Genomic DNA, 24,307 nt, shown 5'->3' with positions numbered 1-24,307 from the left:
CCGACCCCCAAATCTTAGACATAAGATTAAAGGTTAGGTTGTTGCAAGTGGTTGTATTAACCCTAATTGGACTAAGTTTCTGTACTTAACAGGACTTAGTCCTTTTAATTTGCTCTTTATTCTATCATGATTGTAGTAGTGTATGTACTCATCAATCACTTGTTTAAGTTCATCTGTTGATGTAAATGTGGTTGTCTCATAAAATATCTCTTGTTTTAGCGTACCAAAGAAGCTCTCTATCACAGCATTATCCAAACAATTGCCTTTTCTTGACATGCTTTGGGTTAAGCCTTGTTCTTTTAGGGTTTGTTGATACTGGTGCATTTGATAGTGCCAGCCTTGGTCTGAATGAATGATGGGTTTGTCATCCATCTTTTCTTGGCTTAGCTTGGATAGGGCATCATTTAACATCTCTTTGTCCAACTCATACGTTGGTCTGTCCTTCATCGTATAACTGACAATCTCACCATTAAACAAGTCGATGATGGGCGATAGGTAGAGTTTTCTTTGAATGACACTGCCATCATTTGCCTTGTCTTGTACTTTAAACTCTGTGATGTCTGTTGCCCACTTTTGATTGGGTTTGTCTGCTTTAAAGTCTCTTTTGAGTATATTGTCCTGAATGGTATCTTTGCCCATTGTGCCTTTGTAAGTATTAAACTTACGTTGACGACGAACCAATGCTTTGAGTCCAAGTTTAGCCATCAGTCGTTGCACTCGTTTATGATTAATGACCATGCCTTTTTGGGCAAGCTGATTGTTAAGCTCTGATGTGATTCTACGATAACCATACCTGCCCTTGTGTTGGTGGTAGATGTGGTTAATGTGTTCTTTTAAGTCAAGGTCTTTGTCAGGCTTTGTACTTTGACGAATGTGGTAATAAAACACACTTCTTGGCAAGTTTGACACTGCCAATAAGTCAGCAAGTTTGTGCTTATGCCTTAATTCTTGGATGATCAGGACTTGTTCTTTGTTTGTACTGATTGTTCCTTTTGACGAATTAAGGCATCTAGCTTTTTTAGATAGTCATTCTCTGCTCTAAGATAGGCAAGTTCATCAAGCAAATCATCCACACTTTTTTCGTGGTCTTGTTTGGTTTTCCAAGTTGATTTGGTTTTATTAGCGTTGTGTTTGTTTGACATTGCTTTTTTGCCTTTGGGTTTGGGTATTAGTCCCATTATACCAAAGGCTTGGTAGGACTTTAACCAAGTTGACAGTAAAGAAGGTTGTGGCAGATTAAGCTCTATGGCAAGTTGTGTAAGCGATTTGCCCTGTTGTATGGCTTGAACGGCATTAAGCTTAAAATCTGTGTCATAGACAGCCTTTGTGTGTCGTCTTTTTATGCCATCAATGCCATGTGCTTGATAGAGTTTAACCCATAGCTCTACGGTTGTGTGGTTTAGATTAAAGTGTTTGGCGGTTTGTTTGTAGCCATGATGATTAAGATAATACCCAATCACAGACAGTTTAAAGTCGGTTGTGTATTTTGCCATAAAAAGCACCCCAAAGGTTAGTGTGTCTAACTTTTGGGGTGCGGTTCAATCAAATGCCTTATTTTTTATGATTAAAGCGAATTATTCCATGCCATATTTTTGAGCAATGGTTTTTATCTCGCCATTTTTGACTAACTCATCAATGCCTTTATTGAGTGTTTGTGGTAGTTTGGTGTTATTTTTATTGGCTAAAAAGTGCAGTTGGCTTTGTCGGAGTAGGATGTGATTTTTTTTGCTTGCATCCCTGTTTATGTCTGATAAGGGGTTAGGGTGATACTTGCTAGTTTTGGGTTATCAGCAAGATAGAAGAATACAGGTATTTTGGCATAATAGGCATTGGGTGTACCGTATTTTGATGTGCACTTTTCGGTTTGGAAAATGGCAGTGGTACCATATCGCTGATTCTAGAATCTAATTTCGGCAAAATAAGCTTTCAAATGTTGTTGGTTTAAATTGGATGTTAAGCTTTTTGTTTTTGGCAATGCAATACATCAGAATCAAAACCTGTAATGACTCCTTTTTCATCAGAAAAATTAAAAGGTGCAACGTCTGAGATTGTCGCTATTGTTAATTTTTTAACATTAGAGGTGTTTGTGTCAAAACTATTTGTCTCTGTGCTGGTAATGGATGTTTTAACCGACATTTTTATTTTTGCGTATGGCATTGGTATCGACAGACAGGTTAGTGGCATGGACGTTAAGGTGATTTGATGGTAGCGGTACTCTCCTTGGTACTAGAATGGGCAAATGACCAGTTTCGATTAAAAATTTAAAATAATGTTTTTTAAAATATAAATCTATTGAAATTTTAGATTGAAATAAATGTAAAAGCATATGTTTTTTTTTCAAAAATTAAACTCTATTCACATTTTAAAACCCTTTGTAACTTGTTATATTTTGTCAAATGGCGTAAACTATACAGTATTTATTTGATGAAACTGTCTTTGGCTTATTTGGGACAGATTCATGGATAGATTTTAGAGTGAGCGAGATGATTTTGCCGACAGAAGGTTTTGCCATGCTCATCATTCGCTGACCTAATGCAACAAATGTATCAAATTTTTCTCAAAAATAATATGGCGAATATTATGACAAAAAGTAGTAAAGATACGGTGGCTTATCAAAGCACCGAACTCACCGCAGATGGTGCAGCGTATATTGAGGCGTTGTACGAGGACTATTTGGCGGATAAGGCAAGTGTAAGCATCGAGTGGCAAAAATACTTTGCCGATTATGAGCAAGCAGGCGATGCCCCGCACAATGCCATCAAAGAGCAGTTCTTGCTCCTAGCCCGCAACCAAACCAACGCTCGCCCTACTGTGCAGACCGTTGGGACAGGCGACTGCGACCCCAAACAGATGGCAGTGCAACAGCTTATCAGTGCCTATCGTCGTCGCGGACATCGTGTCGCTAAGATTGACCCGTTGGGACTACAAAAGCGTGACGGTATTGAGGATTTGACCTTGGCTTATCATGGTCTGTCCGAGGCTGACCTTGACACGACTTTCCCAACCACACTCATGCACATCGGCAAAGAGTCAGCGACACTGCGTGAGATTATCGAGATTTGTGAGCGTATCTACTGCGGTAGCATTGGCTATGAGTACATGCATGTCTTTACCGCCACCGAGAAAAAATGGATTGAAAAATACATTGAGCAAAATCAAGGCTTTATCAGATTTGACAAAGACAAAAAATTAGAAATCCTTGACCGTTTGACCGCTGCTGAGGGTCTAGAAAAATATCTGGCTCGTAAATATACGGGCGTTAAGCGTTTTGGTCTAGAAGGGGGCGAGAGCTTTATCCCTGCGGTGCATGAGATGATTCAGCGTGTGGGAACGTATGGCACCAAAGAAGTCGTCATCGGCATGGCTCACCGTGGTCGCTTGAACCTACTGGTTAATATCATGGGTAAAAACCCATCTGCCCTGTTTGATGAATTTGATGGTAAAGTTCAGCCAACGGTCGGCTCAGGCGATGTGAAATACCACAATGGGTTTAGCTCAAACGTCATCACCAAAGGCGGAGAGATGCACCTTGCGTTGGCGTTTAACCCGTCTCACTTAGAAATCGTCTCTCCTGTCATGCTAGGCTCGGTGCGTGCCAGACAAGCCCGCCGTAGCGAAGCGTATGGTTATGACATTGACAACAGCACGGTACTACCTATCGTGGTGCATGGTGATGCGGCGTTTGCAGGTCAAGGCGTCAACCAAGAGACTTTCCAGATGTCGCAAACCCGTGCCTACAAGACAGGCGGTACGGTGCATGTCGTCATCAACAACCAAGTGGGCTTTACCACATCTCGCCCTGATGATGCACGCTCTACCGAGTACTGCACGGACGTTGCTAAAATGGTACACGCCCCTGTCTTGCACGTCAATGGCGATGACCCAGAAGCGGTGGTGTTCGCAAGCCAGCTTGTGCTAGACTATCGCACCGAGTTCGGTCGTGATGTCGTGCTTGACATTGTCTGCTATCGCCGTAACGGACACAACGAATCGGACGAGCCGTCAGCGACTCAGCCACTCATGTATCAAGTCATCAAAAAACTGCCCACCACTCGCACCCAATATGCTGACAAGTTGGTTGCCGAGGGTGTATTGACCAAAGAAGAATCTGCCCAAATTGAAGACGACTATCGCATCGCCCTAGACAATGGCGAGGATGTGGCTCACGGACTTGCCAAAGAGCCTGATACCAGTCTGTTTGTGGATTGGTCGCCTTATGTGGGTCATGGCTTGACCGATGACGTCCAAACTGGCGTACCTGTTGAGAAGCTCAAATCCTACGCACAAGCGATGGCAAAAGTACCAGAAGGCTTTGAATTACAACGCCAAGTTGCCAAGGTATTAGAGCAACGCCTTGCCATGCAAACAGGGCAAGAGCCCATGAACTGGGGTGCTGCCGAGACATTGGCATACGCGTCGCTTGTGGACGAGGGTTCGCTTGTGCGTATCACAGGCGAGGACGTGGGTCGTGGGACATTCTCACACCGTCATAGCGAGCTGTACAGCCAAAAAGATGCCAGTCTATATATCCCATTACAGCACATTCGTGAGGGGCAAGCCCGTTTTGCCACCTATAACTCACTACTATCAGAAGAAGCGGTACTTGCCTTTGAATACGGCTATTCTACCACCGTGCCAAATGCCCTTATCATTTGGGAGGCTCAGTTTGGCGACTTTGCTAATGGAGCTCAGGTGGTCATTGACCAGTTCATCTCATCGGGCGAGACCAAATGGCAACGCCTATCAGGTCTTGTTATGCTGCTGCCACACGGCTTTGAGGGTCAAGGTCCTGAGCATTCATCGGCTCGTTTGGAGCGTTTCTTACAGCTATGTGCTGAGGATAATATGCAGGTCATCACTCCAACAACGCCTGCTCAGATTTTCCACGCTCTACGCCGTCAAGTGGTGCAAAAGGCTCGTAAGCCACTGATTGTCATGTCGCCCAAATCGCTACTTCGTCATCCGCTTGCCACATCAACGCTTGATGACTTATCAAATGGCAAATTTGAGACAGTATTACCTGAGATTGATGCGATTGACAACAGCAAGGTAACTCGTGTGGTACTGTGTGGCGGTAAAGTGTATTATGAACTGCTTGAAGCTCGCCGTAAGCTAGGGCTTGACCACATTGCCATCGTGCGTATCGAACAGCTCTACCCACTACCAGAAGCGCGTATTTTGGCGGAGCTTGCCAAATACCCAAATCTTAGCGAAATCATCTGGACGCAAGAAGAGCCACTTAACCAAGGTGCGTGGTACTATCTGTTGCCAGAGCTACACCGCTTGACAGAAGGCAAAGCCAAACTGCTCCCTGCATCGGGTCGTCCTGCGGCAGCAGCTCCTGCGACAGGTTCGCCAAAAATCCATGCGGCACAGCAAAAAGCCTTGATTGCACAGGCATTGAACGTGAGCGTGGAACAGTTGTAATTTGACAGCACACAGGACGACTTGTGTGCTTATTTCTATTTTTGGCATTGTTCAATTAAAGGTACATTTTCAAATTTGGACGTGTAGGGGCGAATCATATTCGCCCAAAAATCAACACTTTGTCAAAGGGCAAATGTCATTTGCCCCTACAAATTTACCCAAAGGTATGGTTAATTAACAATACCCTATTTTTTAAATTTAAGTAAACTCGGAGTTTATCATGGCTGAAATCAAAGCCCCAGTATTCCCAGAATCGGTACAAGACGGCACCATCGTAGAATGGCACGTTAGCGAGGGCGACCAAGTTGTCCGCGACCAACTGCTTGCCGAGATTGAGACCGACAAAGTTGTGTTAGAAGTGGTTGCCCCTGATGATGGCGTGATTAGTAGCATTACCAAAGGCGTGGACAGCACCGTGGTGTCTGCTGAAGTCATCGCTACCTTTGAAGCAGGTGCTACTGCTGCTCCAAAGGCTGAGAGCGAAGAGCTATCCAAAGACGAAGCTGACAAAGGCACAACCATTGACCCAGCCAGCGTTGCCGCCCCTGTACAGCCAAAAGCCGAAGCAGAAGGCGACTTTAAAGACCAAAGCCCTGCCGTGCGTAAAGCTGCCAAAGAAACAGGCGTAAACCCAGCAGACGTACAAGGTTCAGGTCGTGGCGGTCGTGTTACCAAATCAGACATGGTTAACCCCACCCTAAAAGGCGACAACGGTCAAGTTATCGCTACTGCTATCGGTCAGCGTATTGAAAAACGTGAGCCAATGACTCGTCTGCGTAAGCGTATCGCCGAGCGTCTATTGTCTGCCACCCAAGAAACCGCCATGCTTACTACTTTCAATGAAGTGAACATGAAGCCACTGATGGACTTGCGTGCCAAATACAAAGACCAATTTGAAAAACGTCATGGCGTAAAATTGGGCTTTATGTCGCTATTTGTAAAAGCGGCTACCGAAGCGTTGAAGCGTTTCCCTGCGGTCAATGCCTCTATTGACGGTGATGACATTGTGTATCACGGCTATTATGACGTGGGCGTGGCGGTGTCAAGCGACCGTGGTTTGGTTGTGCCTGTACTTCGTGATACCGACAGCATGGGTCTTGCCGACATCGAAGGCGGTATCCGTGATTATGCCACCAAAGCCCGTGAAGGCAAGCTTGCCATCGAAGAGATGACTGGCGGTACGTTCACCATCACTAACGGCGGTGTGTTCGGCTCGCTCCTATCTACCCCAATCATCAACCCACCACAAACTGCCATCCTAGGTATGCACGCCATTAACGAGCGTCCTATGGCGGTCGATGGGCAAGTGGTTATCCTGCCGATGATGTATTTGGCTCTGTCTTATGACCACCGTTTGATTGACGGTAAAGATGCGGTACAATTCTTGGTAACGATTAAAGAGCTTATCGAAGACCCAGCACGTCTGATTTTGGATTTGTAATTTGTCAAAAAGACGGATTGGAAATCTGATCCGTCTTTGTATCAATTAAAAGGCTTAACAATGACAATGCAATTACACATGAATTTTGATGAAATCAAACGATTTTGCCAAACCAATCCGCTTTTGACGGACAAAAAAGTAACGTTGTCGTTTGATGAGAGTGCCAGCGAGTTGTATCACGCACTGCGTAAACAGCAAATGCTCAACGCCATTAACGCATTTCGTGGGTCGGGCATGGGCGGTGGTGTTGATGAGCTGCTTCTTGACCGACAGCAAGACAAGCGAGTATAGGTGGTGAAATCGTATGTCTTTGATACATCTGCCATTTTGACGTTATTTGATAATGAAGAAGGGGCGGATACAGTTGCCGAGCTACTACACTTGGCAATCCATGAGCGTATCACGATTTTTGTGAGTGCCATTAGCATGGTGGAATTTCGGTATCGACTCATTCGCCAACATCATGAACACGCATTTGTGGACAAAAAGATGAATGAGCTTTATGATATGCCAATAATAGTGGTGGATTTTAATCAGGCATTGATTGAACAGTCTGCCATTTATAAATCTACCGCCAAAATGTCGTTTGCTGATGCGTGTATTGCAGGTACAGCCAAGCATTTGGGTGCAATTTTGGTGCATAAAGACCCTGAGTATCAGGCGATTGCTCATGACATCAAGCAATTGGTATTGCCTTTTAAGCCAAAAACAAACCAATCTTAACAATTTATCCTTTAAAAATATAGGTAATAACTATGAAAAATTCATATGATTTAGTGGTTATCGGTGGCGGGCCTGGTGGCTATGAAGCTGCCATTCGTGCAGGCCAGCTTGGCTTTAGCACCGCTTGTATCGAAAAACGCATTCATAAAGGCGAACCTGCCCTTGGCGGTACTTGCCTAAACGTGGGCTGTATCCCGTCAAAAGCCTTGCTTGACAGCTCACACCGCTACGAAGCAACCCGCCATGAGCTTGCCGAACACGGTATCACGACAGGCGATGTGGCGATTGACGTATCAAAAATGCTAGAACGCAAAGACAGCATTGTCAAAGGCTTGACCGCAGGTGTGGCAGGTCTATTAAAAGGCAATGGCGTGGACTGGCTACAAGGCGTGGGTACCTTGCTTGACGGTAAATCAGCCGAAAAGCAAGTTAAATTTACCGCTCATGACGGCACCGAGACCACCATTACTGCCAAATATGTGATTTTGGCGGCAGGTTCTGTGCCAATTGAAATCCCCGTTGCCAAAACTGACGGCGAATTTATCGTAGACAGCACTGGTGCCTTAGAATTTAAGGAAGCCCCAAAACGTCTTGGCGTGATTGGTGCGGGCGTGATTGGATTGGAGCTTGGCTCGGTATGGCGAAGACTCGGCTCAGAAGTGGTAGTGTATGAAGCCATGCCAGAGTTTTTGGCAGTTGCCGACAAAGACATTGCCAAAGAAGCAGGCAAACTGCTTAAAAAACAAGGTCTTGACATTCGTGTGGATACCAAAGTGACAGGTGCTGAGGTGGTGGGTGGCGAAGTGGTTGTAACCACGGATGTCAAAGGCGAAACCAAAGCCGAAACCTTTGACAAACTTATCGTGTGCGTGGGTCGCCGTGCGTACAGTGAAGGCTTGCTTGCGGACGGCTGTGGCATTGAGCTTACCGAGCGTGGACTTGTGGCGGTGGACGACCAATGCAAAACCAACCTAGATGGCGTGTATGCCATTGGCGACTTGGTGCGTGGCCCGATGCTTGCCCACAAAGCGATGGAAGAAGGCATGATGGCGGTAGAACGCATTCATGGCGAAAAAGCTCAGGTAAACTACGACACCATCATCAGCGTGATTTATACGCACCCTGAGATTGCGTGGGTGGGCTTGACCGAAGAGCAGGCAAAAGCCCGTGGATATGAAGTCAAAACGGGTTCATTCAACCTATCTGCCAACGGTCGTGCCTTAGCACAAGGTGAGGGCGTGGGCGTGATTAAGGTTGTGGCTGATGCCAAGACTGACCGCTTACTGGGTCTACACATGGTGGGCGTCGGAGCTGGCGACATTGTTCATCAAGGCATGATTGCCTTAGAGTTTGTATCAAGTGTAGAAGACTTACAACTCATGACATTCGCTCACCCAACCGTATCAGAAGCGGTTCATGAAGCGGTACTTTCTGCGGACGGTCGAGCCATTCATGCGATTCAGCGTAAGAAGCGTTGAGTCAAAAACAAGTCCCAGTGTTTGGACATTGGGACTTGTTTTATGAATATTCGCAGATTTTGTATGATATTAACTGTTAATTACTTTTATAAGTTTACAATGTTATTTTATTTTTTGGGTTAAGAGAAGAGATGAAAAAAATATTGTTTGTTACTGGAACAAGAGCTGACTTTGGCAAAATTAAAAATCTCATGGGTATCGTGGAAAATTCTGAAGATTTTGAGTTGCATGTTTTGGTTACTGGCATGCATATGATGCGTCTTTATGGTTCTACTTATAAAGAGGTAAAAAAGCAAAATTATACTAATGCATATTTTATGCCGAACCAGCATACAAGTGAGCCTATGGATGCAGTACTTGCCAATACAATTATGATCTTATCAAGACTGACAGGTGCGGTAGAACCAGATATGATTGTAGTTCACGGAGATCGTATAGAAGCTTTGGCAGGTGCCACAGTTGGTGCGTTGAATCACATTCGTGTATGTCATATTGAAGGTGGGGAGCTTTCAGGTACGATTGATGACTCTATCCGTCATTCTATTACAAAATTATCGCACATTCATATGGTTGCTAACGAAGAGGCAAAACGTCGTCTTATTCAATTAGGAGAGGCGGTTGATAGTATTTTTATTGCCGGCTCGCCAGACTTGGATGTGATGACCTCGTCAAAACTGCCCGCTTTATCTGACGTAAAAGCCAGATACGAAATCAATTTTGATGAATATGGGGTAGTTATGTTTCATCCTGTAACCAGTGAAGAGAATGAGATTGATGTATATGCCGAAAATTTATTTAAGGCATTGGATAGTTTTGATAAAAATTATATAGTTATTTATCCAAATAATGATTTTGGTAGTGCAAAAATTCTAACAGTCATTAAACGTTATGAGAATAACCCTAAGTTTAAAATATTCCCATCTCTGAGCTTTGAGTCATTCCTAGTTATATTAAAAAATGCACAATTCATTATTGGCAACTCTAGTGCCGGTATACGTGAAGCACCTTTTTACGGTTTGCCTAGTATTAATATTGGCACTCGTCAGAATGCAAGATTTAAAGGTGAGACTGTTATTAATTGTGATTATGAAGAGGTTTCTATCATTAATGCAATTAAATCCATCTCTCGAGAACGACTTGAAAGATCTACCCATTTTGGTGAGGGTAATAGTACGGAATTATTTGAGAAATTTTTAAATGGTCAAGAGTTGTGGAGTATTCCTGTACAAAAAGTCTTTGTGGATATTAAGCCATGAGTTATGTTGCGGTCATTCCTGCCAGAGGTGGGTCTAAGGGTATTAAAGGTAAGAATTTGCAATTGGTAGGTGAGCATTCATTGCTTGCAAGAGCAATTTTAGCCGCTCAAGAGGTTGCAGATATTAAGCGTATTATCGTATCAACTGATGATGATAATATTGCAAAAGAAGCAGAAAAATATCAAGCGGAAGTGCATAAGCGTAGTCCAGAAACGTCCAATGACTCCGCTAAAACTATTGATGCTGTAGCTGAGCTTGTCAGAGACTTTGGATTGAGCTTGGAAGTTTGTGTTCTACTACAACCTACAAGTCCGCTAAGAACATCAGAGGATATTCAACTGGCTATTGATGTGTATAAGAGTAATAATATGGGTTCCTGTGTTACTGTTACTGCATCTGAACATCATCCTTTTAAAATGATTGTAAAAAACAATGATGGTTATCATCCTGTGACACAATTATCAGATTTGGAACAGCCTAGACAACAACTACCTCAAGCATTTCGTATTAATGGGGCGGTCTATGTGATTGGATTTAAGGAGCTCTTGGATAATATGTCTTTTTTTGTACAACCGCAGGGCTTTGTGGAAATGAGTGAATGTAAATCCATTGATATTGATACCTATGCAGACCTGCAAAAAGCAAATGAACTAATTAAAGGTAAAAATTTATGAAACCTAGCTTTAAAATTGGTAATCGTAATATTGGTTATGACTACGAGCCTCTAGTAATCGCTGAAATCGGCATCAACCATGAAGGCTCTCTTGATATTGCAAAACAAATGGTGGATGCAGCTTATGAGGCTGGTGCAGAGATAGTTAAACATCAGACGCATGTTGTTGAAGATGAGATGTCTGATGAGGCAAAGAAGGTTACTCCAGGCAATGCTGATGTCTCTATTTATGAGATTATGGAGCGCTGTGCTCTAAATGAAAAAGATGAAACGGCTCTAAAGGAATATATAGAATCCAAGGGCATGATATTCATTAGCACGCCATTTTCACGTGAAGCTGTTTATCGCCTAGAGCGTATGGGTGTTGTAGCATATAAGATTGGTTCGGGCGAGTGTAATAACTACCCGTTGATTAAATTGGTTGCATCATTTGGCAAGCCTATTATTCTCTCCACAGGTATGAATGATATTAAAAGTATTCGTAAATCAGTTGAGATTATGGAGCGAGCAGGTGTACCTTATGCATTGTTGCATTGTACCAATGTCTATCCAACTCCACCTGAACTTGTACGTCTAGGCGGCATCAATCAACTTGAGAAAGAATTTCCGAATGCTGTTGTAGGTCTTTCGGATCACTGTGTGGATAACTATGTATGCATGGGTGCTGTCGCTATAGGTGCAAGTATCTTAGAACGTCATTTTACAGATACCTACGATCGTTTGGGTCCTGACATTAATTGCTCAATGGATGGTAAAGGCATGGCAGAGTTGATTGAAGCGAGCAAGCAAATTGCCAAAGCTCGAGGCGGTGAAAAAGGTGCTATTGCTGAAGAGCAGGTTACGATTGATTTTGCCTTTGCATCTGTAGTTGCGTATACTGATATTAAAGCAGGTGAAAGCTTTACGGAAGATAATTTATGGGTGCGTCGCCCTGGCACAGGTGATTTTCTTGTTCATGAATATGATGATCTTATCGGTAAAGTTGCTGCCACCGATATTAAATGCGGAGAACAGATTAAAAAAGAGCATGTAAAATAGTGAAAATAGGTTTTGTTTTTCAAAGGGATTCTCATCTCAAAGCGGTTTATGCCACCGCTTTGAGATTAGTTACTCAATACAGAAAAGCAGATATAAAATTTTTTGGCATTGAAGCAAGTGCAGATGTATATATACCAAGCTCATTTGATGGAGTAAAATTATCCTTGGCTGAAGTGGAACAACTTGGTCATTGTGACTATTTGGTGTGCTGTTTGGGTGGATTCCTGTTAAATAAGTTGATTGGGAGATTTCAATCTACAAATACAAAGATTATTTCCATATTTCCGGGGGTTGTCAGTCACTACCAGGTCGATGCTTTTATCACTCGGTTTAATGCTGATCAGGTGTGGCTGAACTGCTTGGATGATTATGAGTTCTATACTAGACTTTGTCAAACTTTTAAGGTAAAAAATAACGGATTGCTATATGGAGCTTCATGGTTCATCGCCACAGAATGCCATAAGAGTTATCATCAAGATAAGGTTATTTTCTTTGAGCAAACCCAACTAGAACTGAATGATTATTTGACCAAGAAGATTCTGGCTCAATTGGTCTCATTGGTAGAAAATTACCCCAATAGAGTATTTTTGTATAAAACTCGTAATAATATAAATAATCAATATTTGGAAATAATTCGCCAAAATCTTGCCTCTTTTTCGAATGTAAGATTGGTTGATGAGCTGTCAGATATTGATATCTGTCAAGCAGATAGTTATATTTCTATATCTTCATCTGCTATAGTAGAAGGCTTGCTACAGGGTAAAAATTGTTACTTGCTAAGTAGATCTTACCTAGATAAAGATGCCGCAGAAATTTTCGGTTGGTGTGGTATGTTTTTGGATGAGTTGAACTCTTTAAATGTTAACTGGTTTAAACACAGAATTTATTCTCCTAAATATATTGTGGATTTGGAGAGTGTCAGTAAAAATCAATCAACCCACTTTTCCAATAGACATCTATCAAAGATAATGTGTCAACTGTTAGGAGTGTTGTTATATCACCCAAAGATTTGGTTGATTTTTACAAACAAAACTAGGTTAAAATCTATTCAGAAAGCCTTGGAATACCTCTAAACTCCTAACTATGAATTTACTGTTATTTTTATATTAGATTTCCTGCAAAACTCTAAATTAAAGAAAACCGTTCATGGTGAACCTGTCGAACCATGACGGAAACCTGCCCTTAGGCATAGCTTAGGGTTAACGGTTTCCGTAGTAAAACTCAAATTCGTTAGCTGTAATTTTATCTAAGTTTATTTCTAACAAACTATTTAGGGCATAATTGGCTTGGTGAATTTTTATATAATTTTATGTTTAAAATTACCAATTTCTTTAAAAACATAATTTTATTTGCTAAAAATTAAATATAGTGCGATTATCCTGTGTATATTATGAAAGAATTTTATCACAACATAAGGTATAGTAATTTTATCTATTTATATCAATAGGTGAGGTTATTGTAAATTTCAACTCAATCAAATAATGAGGGTATATAATGCTACATATCAATAGATCTAAAGCTTACACTTTGGATAATATTATCAAAAAAAAAGTAAAAAAAGATAGCAACTTATTTGTCATATCTAATTTAGGGCAATTAAATCATATTGAAGGTCTTATTAGAAAATTTTGCTATAAAAATAATGTGTTAATTGTAGTTTATACAGAAGCTAATTACCATGTTCCCCAATTAATACATGATCAATTTAGTGATGAATTTAGTAATGTTATTTTTTTGAAACTACCAAAGAGCCCTAATAGTTATAATTTTAATAATCTTGTGAAAATTTATAAATCTTATCGTAGGGTTATATTAAAAGTTAGACCTAAAAAAATATTTTTAAATAGCTTTCAACACCATTATGCTGTTTTTGCATCAATTGCAAAAAAGAAAAATATTCAACTATTTTTAGTAGAGGAGGGTCTAGGAACTTATCGTCTAGGAGCTTTAAGCCCAAAAGAAATTCAGAATAATCAGCATGGTAAATTAGATGTAAATTTGATTAAAAAAATATCAAAAAATACATTGCAAAAATCAGAAATTTTTAATAGAAGCTCCAAAATTGTTGAAGATGTTAATATCTTGATTAAGCAATCTAAAATTTTTGCATCACAACTATATCTACATCCAGAAACTCAAAAATTTTTAATTGGTAATTTTCCCAATAAAAATATCAAGGCTTTTTTGGCTCCCTTTTTAGATTTTGATTTTTCTTATACGACTTTTCCCGAAAAAACACAGAAAATATTTAGTTCTGCACATCATTATTTCTATTCAACATATGAAGAGCAGGACGAAAAACAAATTTCTTATGCAAAAAATATTATTAATTTCTATGGAATTTCAAATAATGATATCTTATATTTAAGTCAGCACTATCAAATTGACAGCCAGGAATACCTTGATATTATATACAATATCTTTTCTAATCTTTTAAATTCTTCCTGCGGTAGAATATATGTAAAGCTTCATCCGAAGAACGAGAAAAAAGAAGTATTTGAGGGATTCTTATCTATGGAGAAAAAATCTGATGGAAGAATTAGAATTATTCGTGAATCGGGATTTTTAATAGAAGAAGTGATTAGGCAATCTCAGATTAAAAGTGTGATAGGTATTACGTCTTCTGCTTTGGTTTATAGTTGTATTATGTCTCCTGATATTCAGGCATATTCTGTCGTGGATCTTTTATTAAGAGAATTAGACCAAAAAAACAAGAATAACAGTAAAGGGATAAAGATGTTAGAACAACATGCTCAAATATTGAGACAATTCAACAATATTGTGTTTTTAGGATCGTAAATATGTGGATAAATCACGCCATTATCCCCACCGCAGGTTTCGGCACTCGTATGTTGCCACTCTCCAAAGCCGTGCCAAAAGAGCTTCTGCCACTTGGCGACAAGCCCGCCATTCACTATGTCGTTACAGAAGCGGTGCGTGCGGGTATCAAAAATATCGTACTGGTCAATCACACCCAAAAAAGTGCGATAGAAAATTATTTTGACATTAACAGCGAACTAGATACCCAACTTCGCTTAAAGGGCAAAAATGAGCTGGCGGACAGTCTAAACTTTTTGCCTGATGACGTGCGTATCATCAGTGTACGTCAAGGTCGTCCGCTAGGTCTAGGTCATGCGGTATTACAGGGTCATGCAGTCGTGGGCGATAACCCCTTTGCCGTGCTGCTGCCTGATGTGGTGCTAGATCCCTTTAAGACCGATTTTAAGGCGGATAATTTGGCGTATATGTTGGATATGTTTGCCAAAACGGGTCGCTCGCAGATTCTCGTTGACCCTGTGGCGGACGATGATATACACAAATATGGCATTGCTTGTCTTAGTGATAAACAAACCATTGCCAAATCTAACATTAACCAATCTTTTGATGTTAAGGGTTTTGTAGAAAAGCCCCTCTTAAAAGATGCTCCGTCCAACCTTGCGGTGGTAGGACGCTATGTGTTTGACCCAAAGATTTTTGACTTTTTGGCGGAGACCAAGCCGTCTGTGGGCGGTGAGATTCAGCTGACCGATGCCATTGATGCACTTATCAGTAAGCAGGGCATGGACGTGGTGACCTTAAAGGGTGAGAGCTTTGACGCAGGCGACATGAAAACCTATATACAGGCGTTTGGTTATTTTGCCGAGCATATAGGCGAATCATTCTAAGGATTTGTCATGAACCAAAGCCCTACTTGGCAAACTCTGCAATCCCTTGCCCAAACTAACCGCACCTTGACCGAGCTGTTCAAAGATGACAAACGTGGCGAGCGGTTTGGCGTGTCGGCTTGCGATATGTACATGGATTTTAGCAAACAAGCGATTGACGATGAGATTTTATCGGCGTTATTGACCTTGGCGGATGATTGTCAATTATCCAATAAAATCAATGACTTATTAACAGGTAAAAAAGTAAACGACACCGAAAACCGCCCTGCCTTACATACCGCTTTACGTCTGCCAAAGGGCAGGTCGCTCATCGTGGACGGCACGGACGTAAACGCCCAAGTCCACGACAGCCTTGCCAAAGCCGAAACCATTGTCAGCCGTATCCGCACAGGCGTGTGGCGTGGCTATGCAGGACACGCCATGACGGACGTGGTTAATATCGGTGTGGGCGGTTCGGATTTGGGGCCTCTAATGGCAACGACTGCCCTGTCCGAGTGGGCGGACACGTCCATTCGGGTGCATTTCGTCTCCAACATGGACGGCACCCAACTTGACAGCCTGTTAAAGGTGCTAAACCCCCAAACCACGCTGTTTATTATTTCATCAAAATCATTTGGCACGATAGACACGCTCTCCAACGCCAAAACCGCCTTAGGCTGGCTATTGTCCGCCCACGATAACAAACCCACGATTTTACGCCGTCATTTTATCGGCATTTCCACACGCCCTGACAAGATGAGCGAGTGGGGCATTCATGAAAATAATCAGTTGCTACTGTGGGACTGGGTCGGCGGTCGGTTTAGTATGTGGTCGGTCATCGGACTTGCCATTGCCATAAAAATCGGCATGGACGGCTTTTATGAGCTACTGGCAGGGGCGAACGACATGGACAGGCATTTTGCCACAGCCGATTTTGCCCAAAATATGCCCGTTTTGCTTGGGCTTTTGGGTGTGTGGAACAGCACTTTTTTGAGGATTAACGCCCACACCGTGCTACCTTATGACGGCAGATTGTCGCATTTTCCCAACTATCTGACCCAGCTTGAAATGGAATCCAACGGCAAATCAGTCGCCAGAGACGGTCAGCAGGTCGGCTATGATACTTGTCCGATTTTGTGGGGCGACATTGGTTCAAATGCTCAGCACGCTTTTTATCAGCTCCTGCATCAAGGCACGCAAAGAGTCTCTTGCGACTTTATCACGCCCATTCATCGCTATCATCAGCATCAAACCGCCAATGCCCATTTGTCCGAACAGCATGAGCTTTCCTTGTCAAATTGCCTTGCTCAGTCGCAGGTGTTGGCATTTGGCAATCATGCCTTGCCTGATGAATTACAAAAAAATGACGATGATTTTGCCAAATTTAAACAATATCGTGGCAATCAGCCGTCCACAACGCTTTTACTTGACAGCCTAACGCCAAAAACGCTCGGTTCGCTCATCGCTCTGTATGAGCATAAAGTCTATGTGATGAGCGTGATTTGGGGCATCAACCCGTTTGACCAATGGGGCGTGGAAGTGGGTAAAGTCATGGCAAATCAGGTCTATGACGTGTTGTGTGATAAACAAAGCGTGGGGGCGTTTGATTCATCAACCAATACGCTATTAAATAAAATTAAGGACAAATTTTAAAAAGTATTTTTAATAAAAATTACGGTAAATGATAATGAAAACACACGACACGGTCTATATCATCGGAGCAAATCATGAAGCGATTAATGCAGGGATTTTGCTTGCCAGTTTAAATAAAAAAGTGCATTTATTAAGTATTAAAAATGCCATTGATGAGACATTGTTTCATTATCATTTTGACCGTCAAATTAATGCCTTATGGTCGCTGTATGTCAATGAACATAAAATCACTCATCATCATAAAAAAAGCCGTGATGATACACTTGATTTTATTAAACAATCCCAAGGCAGTTTAATCTGGCTATTTGTTGATGACATGAGCGATGACGAATTGGCATTATTTACCAAAACCCAAGATAATCCGCACAGTCAAATTATCCTAAGCGGTATAGATAATATTGGCAAAATGGAGCAAATTGCCAATGAGATGATTAGCAAATGGGTGTATTATTTGCCATTTATTTTTATGAAAGACGGGGCGAATTTTGGTAGTTTTTATCAATCGGATTTGGTATTGATTGGCGAAAAAACAGCAAATAGCGTGGTAAATTGTGAAATCATCTCTTTTATCAAATCCCAAGCCAAACAATGCCAAATTGATAATATTAAAACCATAGAATTTGCTCGCAGTGCGATTATGGCAATGCTTGCCACTCGCTTGTCGTTTATGAACGAAATGACACGCCTTGCTGATAAAGAAAATATTAATATCAAGCACATTGAGCGGATTATGGGGTCGGACAGCCGTATCGGTTCGGCATATTTGGGAGCAGGTTGGGGCTTTGGCGGAAAGACCTTGCCCAATGAATTGACTTTATTAAAAAATCAATTTGACAATCAAAACGTCAAATCAGAGGTATTAAATGCCGTGATTGATGTTAATGCTGACCAAAAAGAGCTGATTTTTAGAAAATTTTGGCGATATTTTAATGGCTTTATAGAAAATAAAACCGTGATGATATGGGGGGCAGGCTATCGCATTGGGGCAGGGCTTAGTACCAACAGTGCCATTCATCCATTATTAAAATTGTTGTGGTCGTATGACATAAAAACGGTGGTTTATACCAATAATACCACGATTGAATTACAAACGATGTATGAAAATGAGCGGTTATTTTCAATCACAAACAACCCTTATGAGTTGAATGAAATAGACAGTTTATTTATCATTAATTGGTCGGGATTAACACCGCCTGATGTTTATGAATTAAATAAATACAATGTACCGATATTTGATGCCAAAAATATTTTAAGTGATGATGAGATTAAATTATTAACCAGTGATTATATTGGTATTGGTCGCAAAAATCACTAAGCCCATTTTTAAGAGAGTATGACATGAAAAAAATCCTAGTAACAGGCGGAGCAGGCTATATTGGCTCGCATACCTTGATTGAACTCATCAAGGCAGGTTATACGCCTGTGGTATATGACAATTTGTCCAATTCTAGCCCTGTGGCGATTGAGCGTGTAGAAAAGATTGTCGGTACAGAGATAACCTTTATCAAAGGCGATGTACTGGATAAGGCTCATTTGGAGCGTGTGTTTGATGAATATGACTTTTTTGGCGTGATTCATTTTGCAGGGCTAAAAGCGGTGGGCGAGAGCGTGGCAAAACCGCTTAAATACTACCAAAATAACGTAACAGGCACGCTAAATCTTTTGGAGGTCATGAAAGACAAAGGCGTAACTAACTTTATCTTTTCATCATCGGCGACCGTCTATGGCGACCCAGAAGTCTTGCCCATTACTGAGGCCGCCAAACGCTCTTGCACCAACCCTTATGGGCAGTCCAAACTCACGGTAGAATATATCCTAGAAGATTTGGCAAAATCCGTGCAGGACAGCCAAGTGTGGAACATCATCGCCCTACGCTACTTTAACCCCATTGGGGCGGACGTGTCAGGGGCGATTGGCGAAGACCCAAGCGACATTCCCAACAACCTTATGCCTTATATCTCACAAGTGGCGGTGGGTAAATTAGAAAAACTATCCGTGTTTGGCGATGATTATGACACGGTGGACGGCACAGGCGTGCGTGATTATATTCATGTGGTGGATTTGGCAAAAGGTCATGTGTCGGCACTGGACTATATCGCAGGGCGTGAGAGAGCTTTTGGTTTTGAGCCGATTAACCTAGGCACAGGCAACGGCACAAGCGTACTACAACTGGTCAATGCCTTTATCCACGCCACAGGGCAAAACGTGCCATACGTCATCGCCCCAAGACGAGCAGGGGACATTGCCACTTGCTATGCCAGTAGCGATAAAGCCAAAAACCTGCTTGGCTGGACGGCAGAATATGACACCCAGCGTATGTGCGTGGATACATGGCGTTGGCAAAGTCAAAATCCCAAAGGCTACCGCCCCTAAAACAAAACCGCCCAAAGGCGGTTTTTGCGACATTAGGACAGTCATGCCCTACTCACTATGCTTCTTAACCTGCTCAATCCGCTTATCCGTCTCAGGGTGCGTGGACAGCACCGACCAATGCCCTTGACCATCGCCATGTTCTTTTTTTAGCTTTTCAAAGAAGTTGGCAAGGTGCATGGGCGATATGCCAAGGCGTTTTAGCTCATCGATGGCAAATTTATCCGCTTCCATCTCCGCATCTTGGGAGTATTGGGCGGCGGCGAGCATGGTTGGTAGGGCAAGTATCAAATCAGACGCATCGCCTGTGATGACGATGACCAGTACCCCCACACCAATACTGCTAATCGCCCGCTCCAAGCTATGACGATGTACCAAATGCCCCTGCTCATGGGCAAGCACGGCTAGGATTTCGTTGTCATCTCCGCTAAGCTCGATAAGCTCGTCTGTGATGACGATGGTGTTGTTGGGGATGGCAAGGGCGTTTGCTCCGATGACCCCACCCCCACGCACCAGCACTTTGGCTTTGGGGTTGCCATCTAGCTTGTCGTACAGAGCGATTATCGCATCTTGGCGAGCCTGTGATAGCTTGCTTGGCTCGGTCAGCTCCATGACTTGTTCTTCTGCCTTTTGTCCGACTTCCATCAAAACATCAGGGGGTAGGGACTGGGCGATGTGGTGCGATGCCAATGGCACGCCAAATTTGAGTACGCCCGTCATAAAAATAACAACAGCGACCAAACTGACCAAAATCCACCCAAAACTGCTCTCCATGATGGAGATTTTGTGAAATAGGCGTTTGTGGTGTAGTTCAAGCCAATCAGGCACACCGCCAATCAGCTCAATCCGCTCACCGCTACCAAAGGCAAGCACCCCTGCCGACCGCCCCACGCTTGGCATAAATTCACAGTCGGCAATCCGATATACCCCGCCAACGTCATCGCCTTCTAGCACAAAGCTATCGGGACTGGTGCTTGGGCGGATATGGGCGGTATGGGCTTTGCTTGTTTTGCCATCAAAATAGCGTACGGTGATTGGGCGTGTACTCATGACAACCTACCACGACACATCAATGTCAAACACATCGGCAATCTCTTCGCCCAAAGCGGATTCTTCTACCATTTGGGGTGTGATAAGTTCATCAAAATTCTCATAACTGAGCAAAGACAGCGTCTCGGTCTTGTAGCGATGCAGTCGCACTGCCGCCCACGGGGTAAATAGCCCAAGTGTCAAGCCAATCAGCAAAAAGTTGGTAAATTGAATAAAAGCAAATCTAAAAATGCTAAACTCATTTAGCACAAACTCACTCTCGCCAATGGTCAAGTTGTCCCACACGACCTTGTGCAGACAGGCTTGAATAAGCGGTAAGATAAGCAGTGCCATCAGGTACATGCCAATCAGGTACATGCCAATAATGACAATGAGCATAGTCCCTGTGCTTTCAACACCACCAAAACCTATGATGAACAGTCCACACACCGCCACAGCAATTGCAATTGGCATCACAACCGCCTTATACACATCAAGCATGCTGGCGTGCCAGGTAAACGCCATCTTGCCAAATTGGGTGTTGTTAAACTGATAACTCTTAAATAGTCGCCATGCAAATGGGGCAAGTAAGACAAAACCAATCACCATCACCATCATGCCAATGACATCATGTATCTGCAAGTTCATGCTCAAATAACCTGCCCCAATGATGAGAATATTGGCAAAAACAATCAAGCCAAACAGCATATAAGCACCAAGCAGACTGCCCACAAAGGCAAAGCGGACGTTTTTGTATTGGCTGTTCCTTGCCCGAAAGCGTAATGTAGAACGCACAAGCCATGGAAATACTGCCATCATCAAAACACCCCCTACCATCGTGATGACAGGCGAGAATTCCCCCAACACACTGATGACAAGATAGACACCAATTGCGATGAGACGCCCAATCAAAATCCGCTTAGGGTTGGCGGTGAAGTCAAACGACTCATCGTTTAGCTCGGTGTTGCCATAAAAATACCGCAGACGACGAACCTTTGCCCACGGCGAATAAATCCCGAGGGTGATGATTGTCAAAAGCAAATTAACAATCCAAATCCTAAAATACTCTGACCCTGTCCCATAAAAATGAAAGTCATATTGATACGGCTCATCAGGTTGGGCAGGGGGTAGGGTAGGGGGTGTATCAAAAGGGGTGTGATAAATATCGTTGGCAAAAGACTCATTTGGGGGCAGTGACATGTTGTGTCCTTATATGGTGTTGAATAAAAGTCATGAGAATAAGACTTATTTTTTTACACAAATTATACCAAAGTCAAACCAAAAATACAAAAGTTAAGATTTGATTAATTTTATGGTAAAATAAGACATCTAAACTAAGATTTAATTTTTATGAAAAAACTTATCCTAGCAAGCAACAACCAAGGCAAACTTACCGAATTTCAATCCCTATTTGACAAGGCAAATCTAGGCATTAGTATCATCCCCCAAGGCGAGCTTGGCATTACGGACGCTGATGAGATAGGATTGTCCTTTATAGAAAACGCCATTATTAAGGCACGGCACGCAAGTTCTGCAAGCGGACTGCCTGCCCTAGCGGACGATAGCGGACTGTGTGTGCCTGTGCTTGGCAATATGCCAGGGATTTATTCGGCGAGATTTTCGGGCAATCACGGCGATGACAATGCCAATAACGCCAAACTCTTGACAGAGCTTGCCCCTTTTAGAAACGGTACACCCATTGTCGGTAAATTTATCTGCGTGCTTGCCCTAGTTCGCCATGCCGATGATCCCTTGCCGATGATTGCACAGGGGCAGTGGGTAGGCGAGATATTGGACGCACCACGGGGCGAAAATGGCTTTGGCTATGACCCGCTTTTTTATGTGCCAAGCCTTGACAGCTCATCTGCCGAGCTTGATAAAACCACCAAAAACGCCCTAAGCCACCGTGGGCAAGCCTTGGATAAGCTCATCGCCCATTTAAAACAGGGCGAATTTGATAGGTTGTAATTTTGCCAAAAAAAAGCTATACTACTCATCTTTTAGGATTTTTGTGGGCGTTGTAATTAAGTGCCTGCCCAGATTTTTGAGAATTTCACTGATAAGTGATTGAATTTTAACAAGTTTTAAGGTAGATTCCCCATGAGTAACTTAGACGTTGCTGTAAATGTCATCTCAGACAAAGAAACCCAATTGACCGTTAAAGTGCCTGTTGGTACCATCCAGAGCAAAGTAGAGAGCCGTATTCGTAGCCTTGCCAAAACTGCCAAGATTGATGGCTTTCGTAAAGGTAAAGTGCCTGTGAGCCACATCCGTGCTCAGTATGGTGCCGGCATTCAACAAGAAGTCATCAATGACGTCATTCGTGACACCGTTTTTGAAGTATTGGCTGACAAAAAAGTGCGTGCCGTGGGCGTGCCTAGCATTGATGATGTCAAGCTAGAAAACGACTTTTTGGTATACCAAGCGTCTGTTGAGACCATGCCAGAAGTGGAAGTTAAAGGTCTGAGCGAGATTGAAGTAGAGCGTCAAGTTGCCACCGTGTCTGATGAAGACGTGGACACCATGATTGAAAACCTACAAAAACAACGCCAAACCTTTGAAGCCAAAGATGGCGAGCTGGCAGACGGCGATGAAGCGACGTTTGATTTTGAAGGCTCAATCGATGGCGAGAAGTTTGAAGGTGGCAGTGCCGAGAATTTCCGTCTTATCATCGGTTCAGGTCAGATGATTCCAGGCTTTGAAGACGGGATGAAAGGCATGAAAGCGGGCGAAGAAAAAACCATCAAGGTGACTTTCCCAGAAGATTATCAAGCCGAGAACCTAAAAGGTAAAGAAGCAGACTTTAAAATCACCGTTAAAGAAGTCAAAGAAGCCAAACTACCTGAGCTAAACGATGAATTCTTTGAGCTGTTCGGCGTGAGTGAAGGCGGTCTTGACAAGCTAAAAGCAGACGTTCGTAAAAACATGGAGCGTGAGATTAAGAGTGCCGCTCGCAACCAAGTCAAGCAAGCTGCCTTTGATGCGTTGGTTGAGAAAAACGAATTTGACGTGCCAAATGCCATGCTTGCTGGGGAGATTGACCGTCAGCGTAACCTAATGCTACAACGCTTTGCTCAGCAGTTTGGTGCCAACCCAAATACCTTTGACAAAAACATGCTCCCTGATGAGCTGTTTGAAGACCAAGCGTTGCGTGCGGTACGTCTAGGCGTGTTGGTCGGTCAAATCATCGACAAGCAAAAGCTAGAAGTTGACCAAGAGCGTGTGACTGCCTTTATCGCAGAAGCTGCCGAAAACTACGAAGACCCAGATGAAGTCATCGAGTACTACACCAACGACAAACAAGAGCGTGCTGGCATCGAAGCGGTCGTACTAGAAGATCAAGTGGTAGAATACATCCTATCACAAGGTAAAGTGACCGACAAAGAAGTCAAATACCAAGACCTATTGGCGGCAGCTCAGCAAGCCCAAATGTAATTTGCCAAAATGACACAAATACCCTAACAAAAAGTGTTGGGGTATTTTTATTTTGTGGTAAAATAGCTTGATTTCATTTGAATTTTTAAGGGCGTGCCTGCCTTTTGTATTTGCAATGAAAAATAGGGGAAATCGCCCGT

20 protein-coding genes are annotated in these 24,307 nt (G+C 42.7%); 16 read left to right on the top strand and 4 right to left on the bottom strand.

Annotated elements, in window-relative coordinates; all coding sequences use genetic code 11:
- Positions 1 to 33: 33 nt before the first annotated feature.
- Complete coding sequence (locus AAHK14_RS03980; protein WP_346818244.1) at positions 34 to 954, bottom strand: IS3 family transposase; 921 nt, start codon at positions 952 to 954, stop codon at positions 34 to 36.
- Between the two features lie 2 nt (positions 955 to 956).
- The gene (locus tag AAHK14_RS03975; RefSeq protein ID WP_065256690.1) at positions 957 to 1,493 is read right to left on the bottom strand and encodes a helix-turn-helix domain-containing protein; all 537 of its coding nucleotides are present in this window, start codon (positions 1,491 to 1,493) and stop codon (positions 957 to 959) included.
- Positions 1,494 to 2,580: 1,087 nt separating this feature from the next.
- On the opposite strand from AAHK14_RS03975, the gene AAHK14_RS03970 reads away from it, so the two are divergent.
- From AAHK14_RS03970 to galE, 14 genes are all read left to right on the top strand, one after another.
- Entirely contained in the window at positions 2,581 to 5,427 is a 2,847-nt protein-coding gene (locus tag AAHK14_RS03970) for a 2-oxoglutarate dehydrogenase E1 component (RefSeq protein WP_065255128.1), read from the top strand.
- A 220-nt stretch (positions 5,428 to 5,647) separates the two neighbouring features.
- Positions 5,648 to 6,868 (top strand): 2-oxoglutarate dehydrogenase complex dihydrolipoyllysine-residue succinyltransferase, encoded by a 1,221-nt coding sequence (gene odhB, locus AAHK14_RS03965; RefSeq protein WP_065255129.1) that lies wholly within the window; start codon positions 5,648 to 5,650, stop codon positions 6,866 to 6,868.
- A gap of 60 nt (positions 6,869 to 6,928) precedes the next feature.
- Positions 6,929 to 7,159 (top strand): hypothetical protein, encoded by a 231-nt coding sequence (locus AAHK14_RS03960; protein WP_062499036.1) that lies wholly within the window; start codon positions 6,929 to 6,931, stop codon positions 7,157 to 7,159.
- 3 nt (positions 7,160 to 7,162) lie between these two features.
- Complete coding sequence (locus tag AAHK14_RS03955; RefSeq protein ID WP_172823630.1) at positions 7,163 to 7,591, top strand: PIN domain-containing protein; 429 nt, start codon at positions 7,163 to 7,165, stop codon at positions 7,589 to 7,591.
- Between the two features lie 32 nt (positions 7,592 to 7,623).
- Positions 7,624 to 9,069 (top strand): dihydrolipoyl dehydrogenase, encoded by a 1,446-nt coding sequence (lpdA, locus tag AAHK14_RS03950; protein WP_065255131.1) that lies wholly within the window; start codon positions 7,624 to 7,626, stop codon positions 9,067 to 9,069.
- 131 nt (positions 9,070 to 9,200) lie between these two features.
- A complete protein-coding gene (gene neuC, locus AAHK14_RS03945; RefSeq protein WP_065255132.1) occupies positions 9,201 to 10,325 on the top strand; it encodes a UDP-N-acetylglucosamine 2-epimerase in 1,125 nt (374 codons plus the stop codon).
- The gene (locus tag AAHK14_RS03940) at positions 10,322 to 10,999 is read left to right on the top strand and encodes an acylneuraminate cytidylyltransferase family protein (protein WP_065255133.1); all 678 of its coding nucleotides are present in this window, start codon (positions 10,322 to 10,324) and stop codon (positions 10,997 to 10,999) included. The genes neuC and AAHK14_RS03940 overlap by 4 nt, the downstream gene beginning before the upstream one ends.
- Positions 10,996 to 12,036: an N-acetylneuraminate synthase family protein gene (locus AAHK14_RS03935; RefSeq protein ID WP_065255134.1), complete on the top strand. Its 1,041-nt coding sequence runs from the start codon at positions 10,996 to 10,998 to the stop codon at positions 12,034 to 12,036. The genes AAHK14_RS03940 and AAHK14_RS03935 overlap by 4 nt, the downstream gene beginning before the upstream one ends.
- A complete protein-coding gene (locus AAHK14_RS03930) occupies positions 12,036 to 13,109 on the top strand; it encodes a hypothetical protein (RefSeq protein ID WP_065255135.1) in 1,074 nt (357 codons plus the stop codon). Before AAHK14_RS03935 ends, AAHK14_RS03930 begins: the two co-directional genes overlap by 1 nt.
- A gap of 421 nt (positions 13,110 to 13,530) precedes the next feature.
- On the top strand, positions 13,531 to 14,835 hold the full coding sequence (locus AAHK14_RS03925) for an alpha-2,8-polysialyltransferase family protein (RefSeq protein WP_065255136.1): 1,305 nt from the start codon (positions 13,531 to 13,533) through the stop codon (positions 14,833 to 14,835).
- Between the two features lie 2 nt (positions 14,836 to 14,837).
- Complete coding sequence (locus AAHK14_RS03920; RefSeq protein WP_065255137.1) at positions 14,838 to 15,701, top strand: UTP--glucose-1-phosphate uridylyltransferase; 864 nt, start codon at positions 14,838 to 14,840, stop codon at positions 15,699 to 15,701.
- A gap of 9 nt (positions 15,702 to 15,710) precedes the next feature.
- Positions 15,711 to 17,333, top strand: coding sequence for a glucose-6-phosphate isomerase (gene pgi / locus AAHK14_RS03915; RefSeq protein WP_194092515.1), 1,623 nt, complete (start codon positions 15,711 to 15,713; stop codon positions 17,331 to 17,333).
- A 34-nt stretch (positions 17,334 to 17,367) separates the two neighbouring features.
- Positions 17,368 to 18,648 (top strand): UDP-glucose 6-dehydrogenase, encoded by a 1,281-nt coding sequence (locus tag AAHK14_RS03910; RefSeq protein WP_156064983.1) that lies wholly within the window; start codon positions 17,368 to 17,370, stop codon positions 18,646 to 18,648.
- 23 nt (positions 18,649 to 18,671) lie between these two features.
- Complete coding sequence (gene galE / locus AAHK14_RS03905; protein WP_065255140.1) at positions 18,672 to 19,706, top strand: UDP-glucose 4-epimerase GalE; 1,035 nt, start codon at positions 18,672 to 18,674, stop codon at positions 19,704 to 19,706.
- A gap of 48 nt (positions 19,707 to 19,754) precedes the next feature.
- On the opposite strand, the gene AAHK14_RS03900 is transcribed toward galE, so the two are convergent.
- Both AAHK14_RS03900 and AAHK14_RS03895 read right to left on the bottom strand, forming a co-directional pair.
- Positions 19,755 to 20,753, bottom strand: a complete 999-nt coding sequence (locus tag AAHK14_RS03900; RefSeq protein WP_065255141.1) for a M48 family metallopeptidase — start codon at positions 20,751 to 20,753, stop codon at positions 19,755 to 19,757.
- A gap of 6 nt (positions 20,754 to 20,759) precedes the next feature.
- Complete coding sequence (locus AAHK14_RS03895) at positions 20,760 to 21,932, bottom strand: YjgN family protein (RefSeq protein ID WP_065255142.1); 1,173 nt, start codon at positions 21,930 to 21,932, stop codon at positions 20,760 to 20,762.
- Between the two features lie 150 nt (positions 21,933 to 22,082).
- Here AAHK14_RS03895 and rdgB point away from each other — a divergent pair, with 150 nt between their 5' ends.
- Both rdgB and tig read left to right on the top strand, forming a co-directional pair.
- Complete coding sequence (rdgB, locus tag AAHK14_RS03890; protein WP_065255143.1) at positions 22,083 to 22,700, top strand: RdgB/HAM1 family non-canonical purine NTP pyrophosphatase; 618 nt, start codon at positions 22,083 to 22,085, stop codon at positions 22,698 to 22,700.
- Positions 22,701 to 22,832: 132 nt separating this feature from the next.
- Positions 22,833 to 24,167, top strand: coding sequence for a trigger factor (tig, locus tag AAHK14_RS03885; protein WP_065255144.1), 1,335 nt, complete (start codon positions 22,833 to 22,835; stop codon positions 24,165 to 24,167).
- The last annotated feature ends 140 nt before the right edge of the window (positions 24,168 to 24,307 follow it).

The sequence above is a fragment of the Moraxella sp. K1664 genome (genome assembly GCF_039693965.1).
Classification (GTDB): Bacteria; Pseudomonadota; Gammaproteobacteria; order Pseudomonadales; family Moraxellaceae; genus Moraxella.
This window is presented reverse-complemented; position numbering and strand designations above follow the sequence as displayed.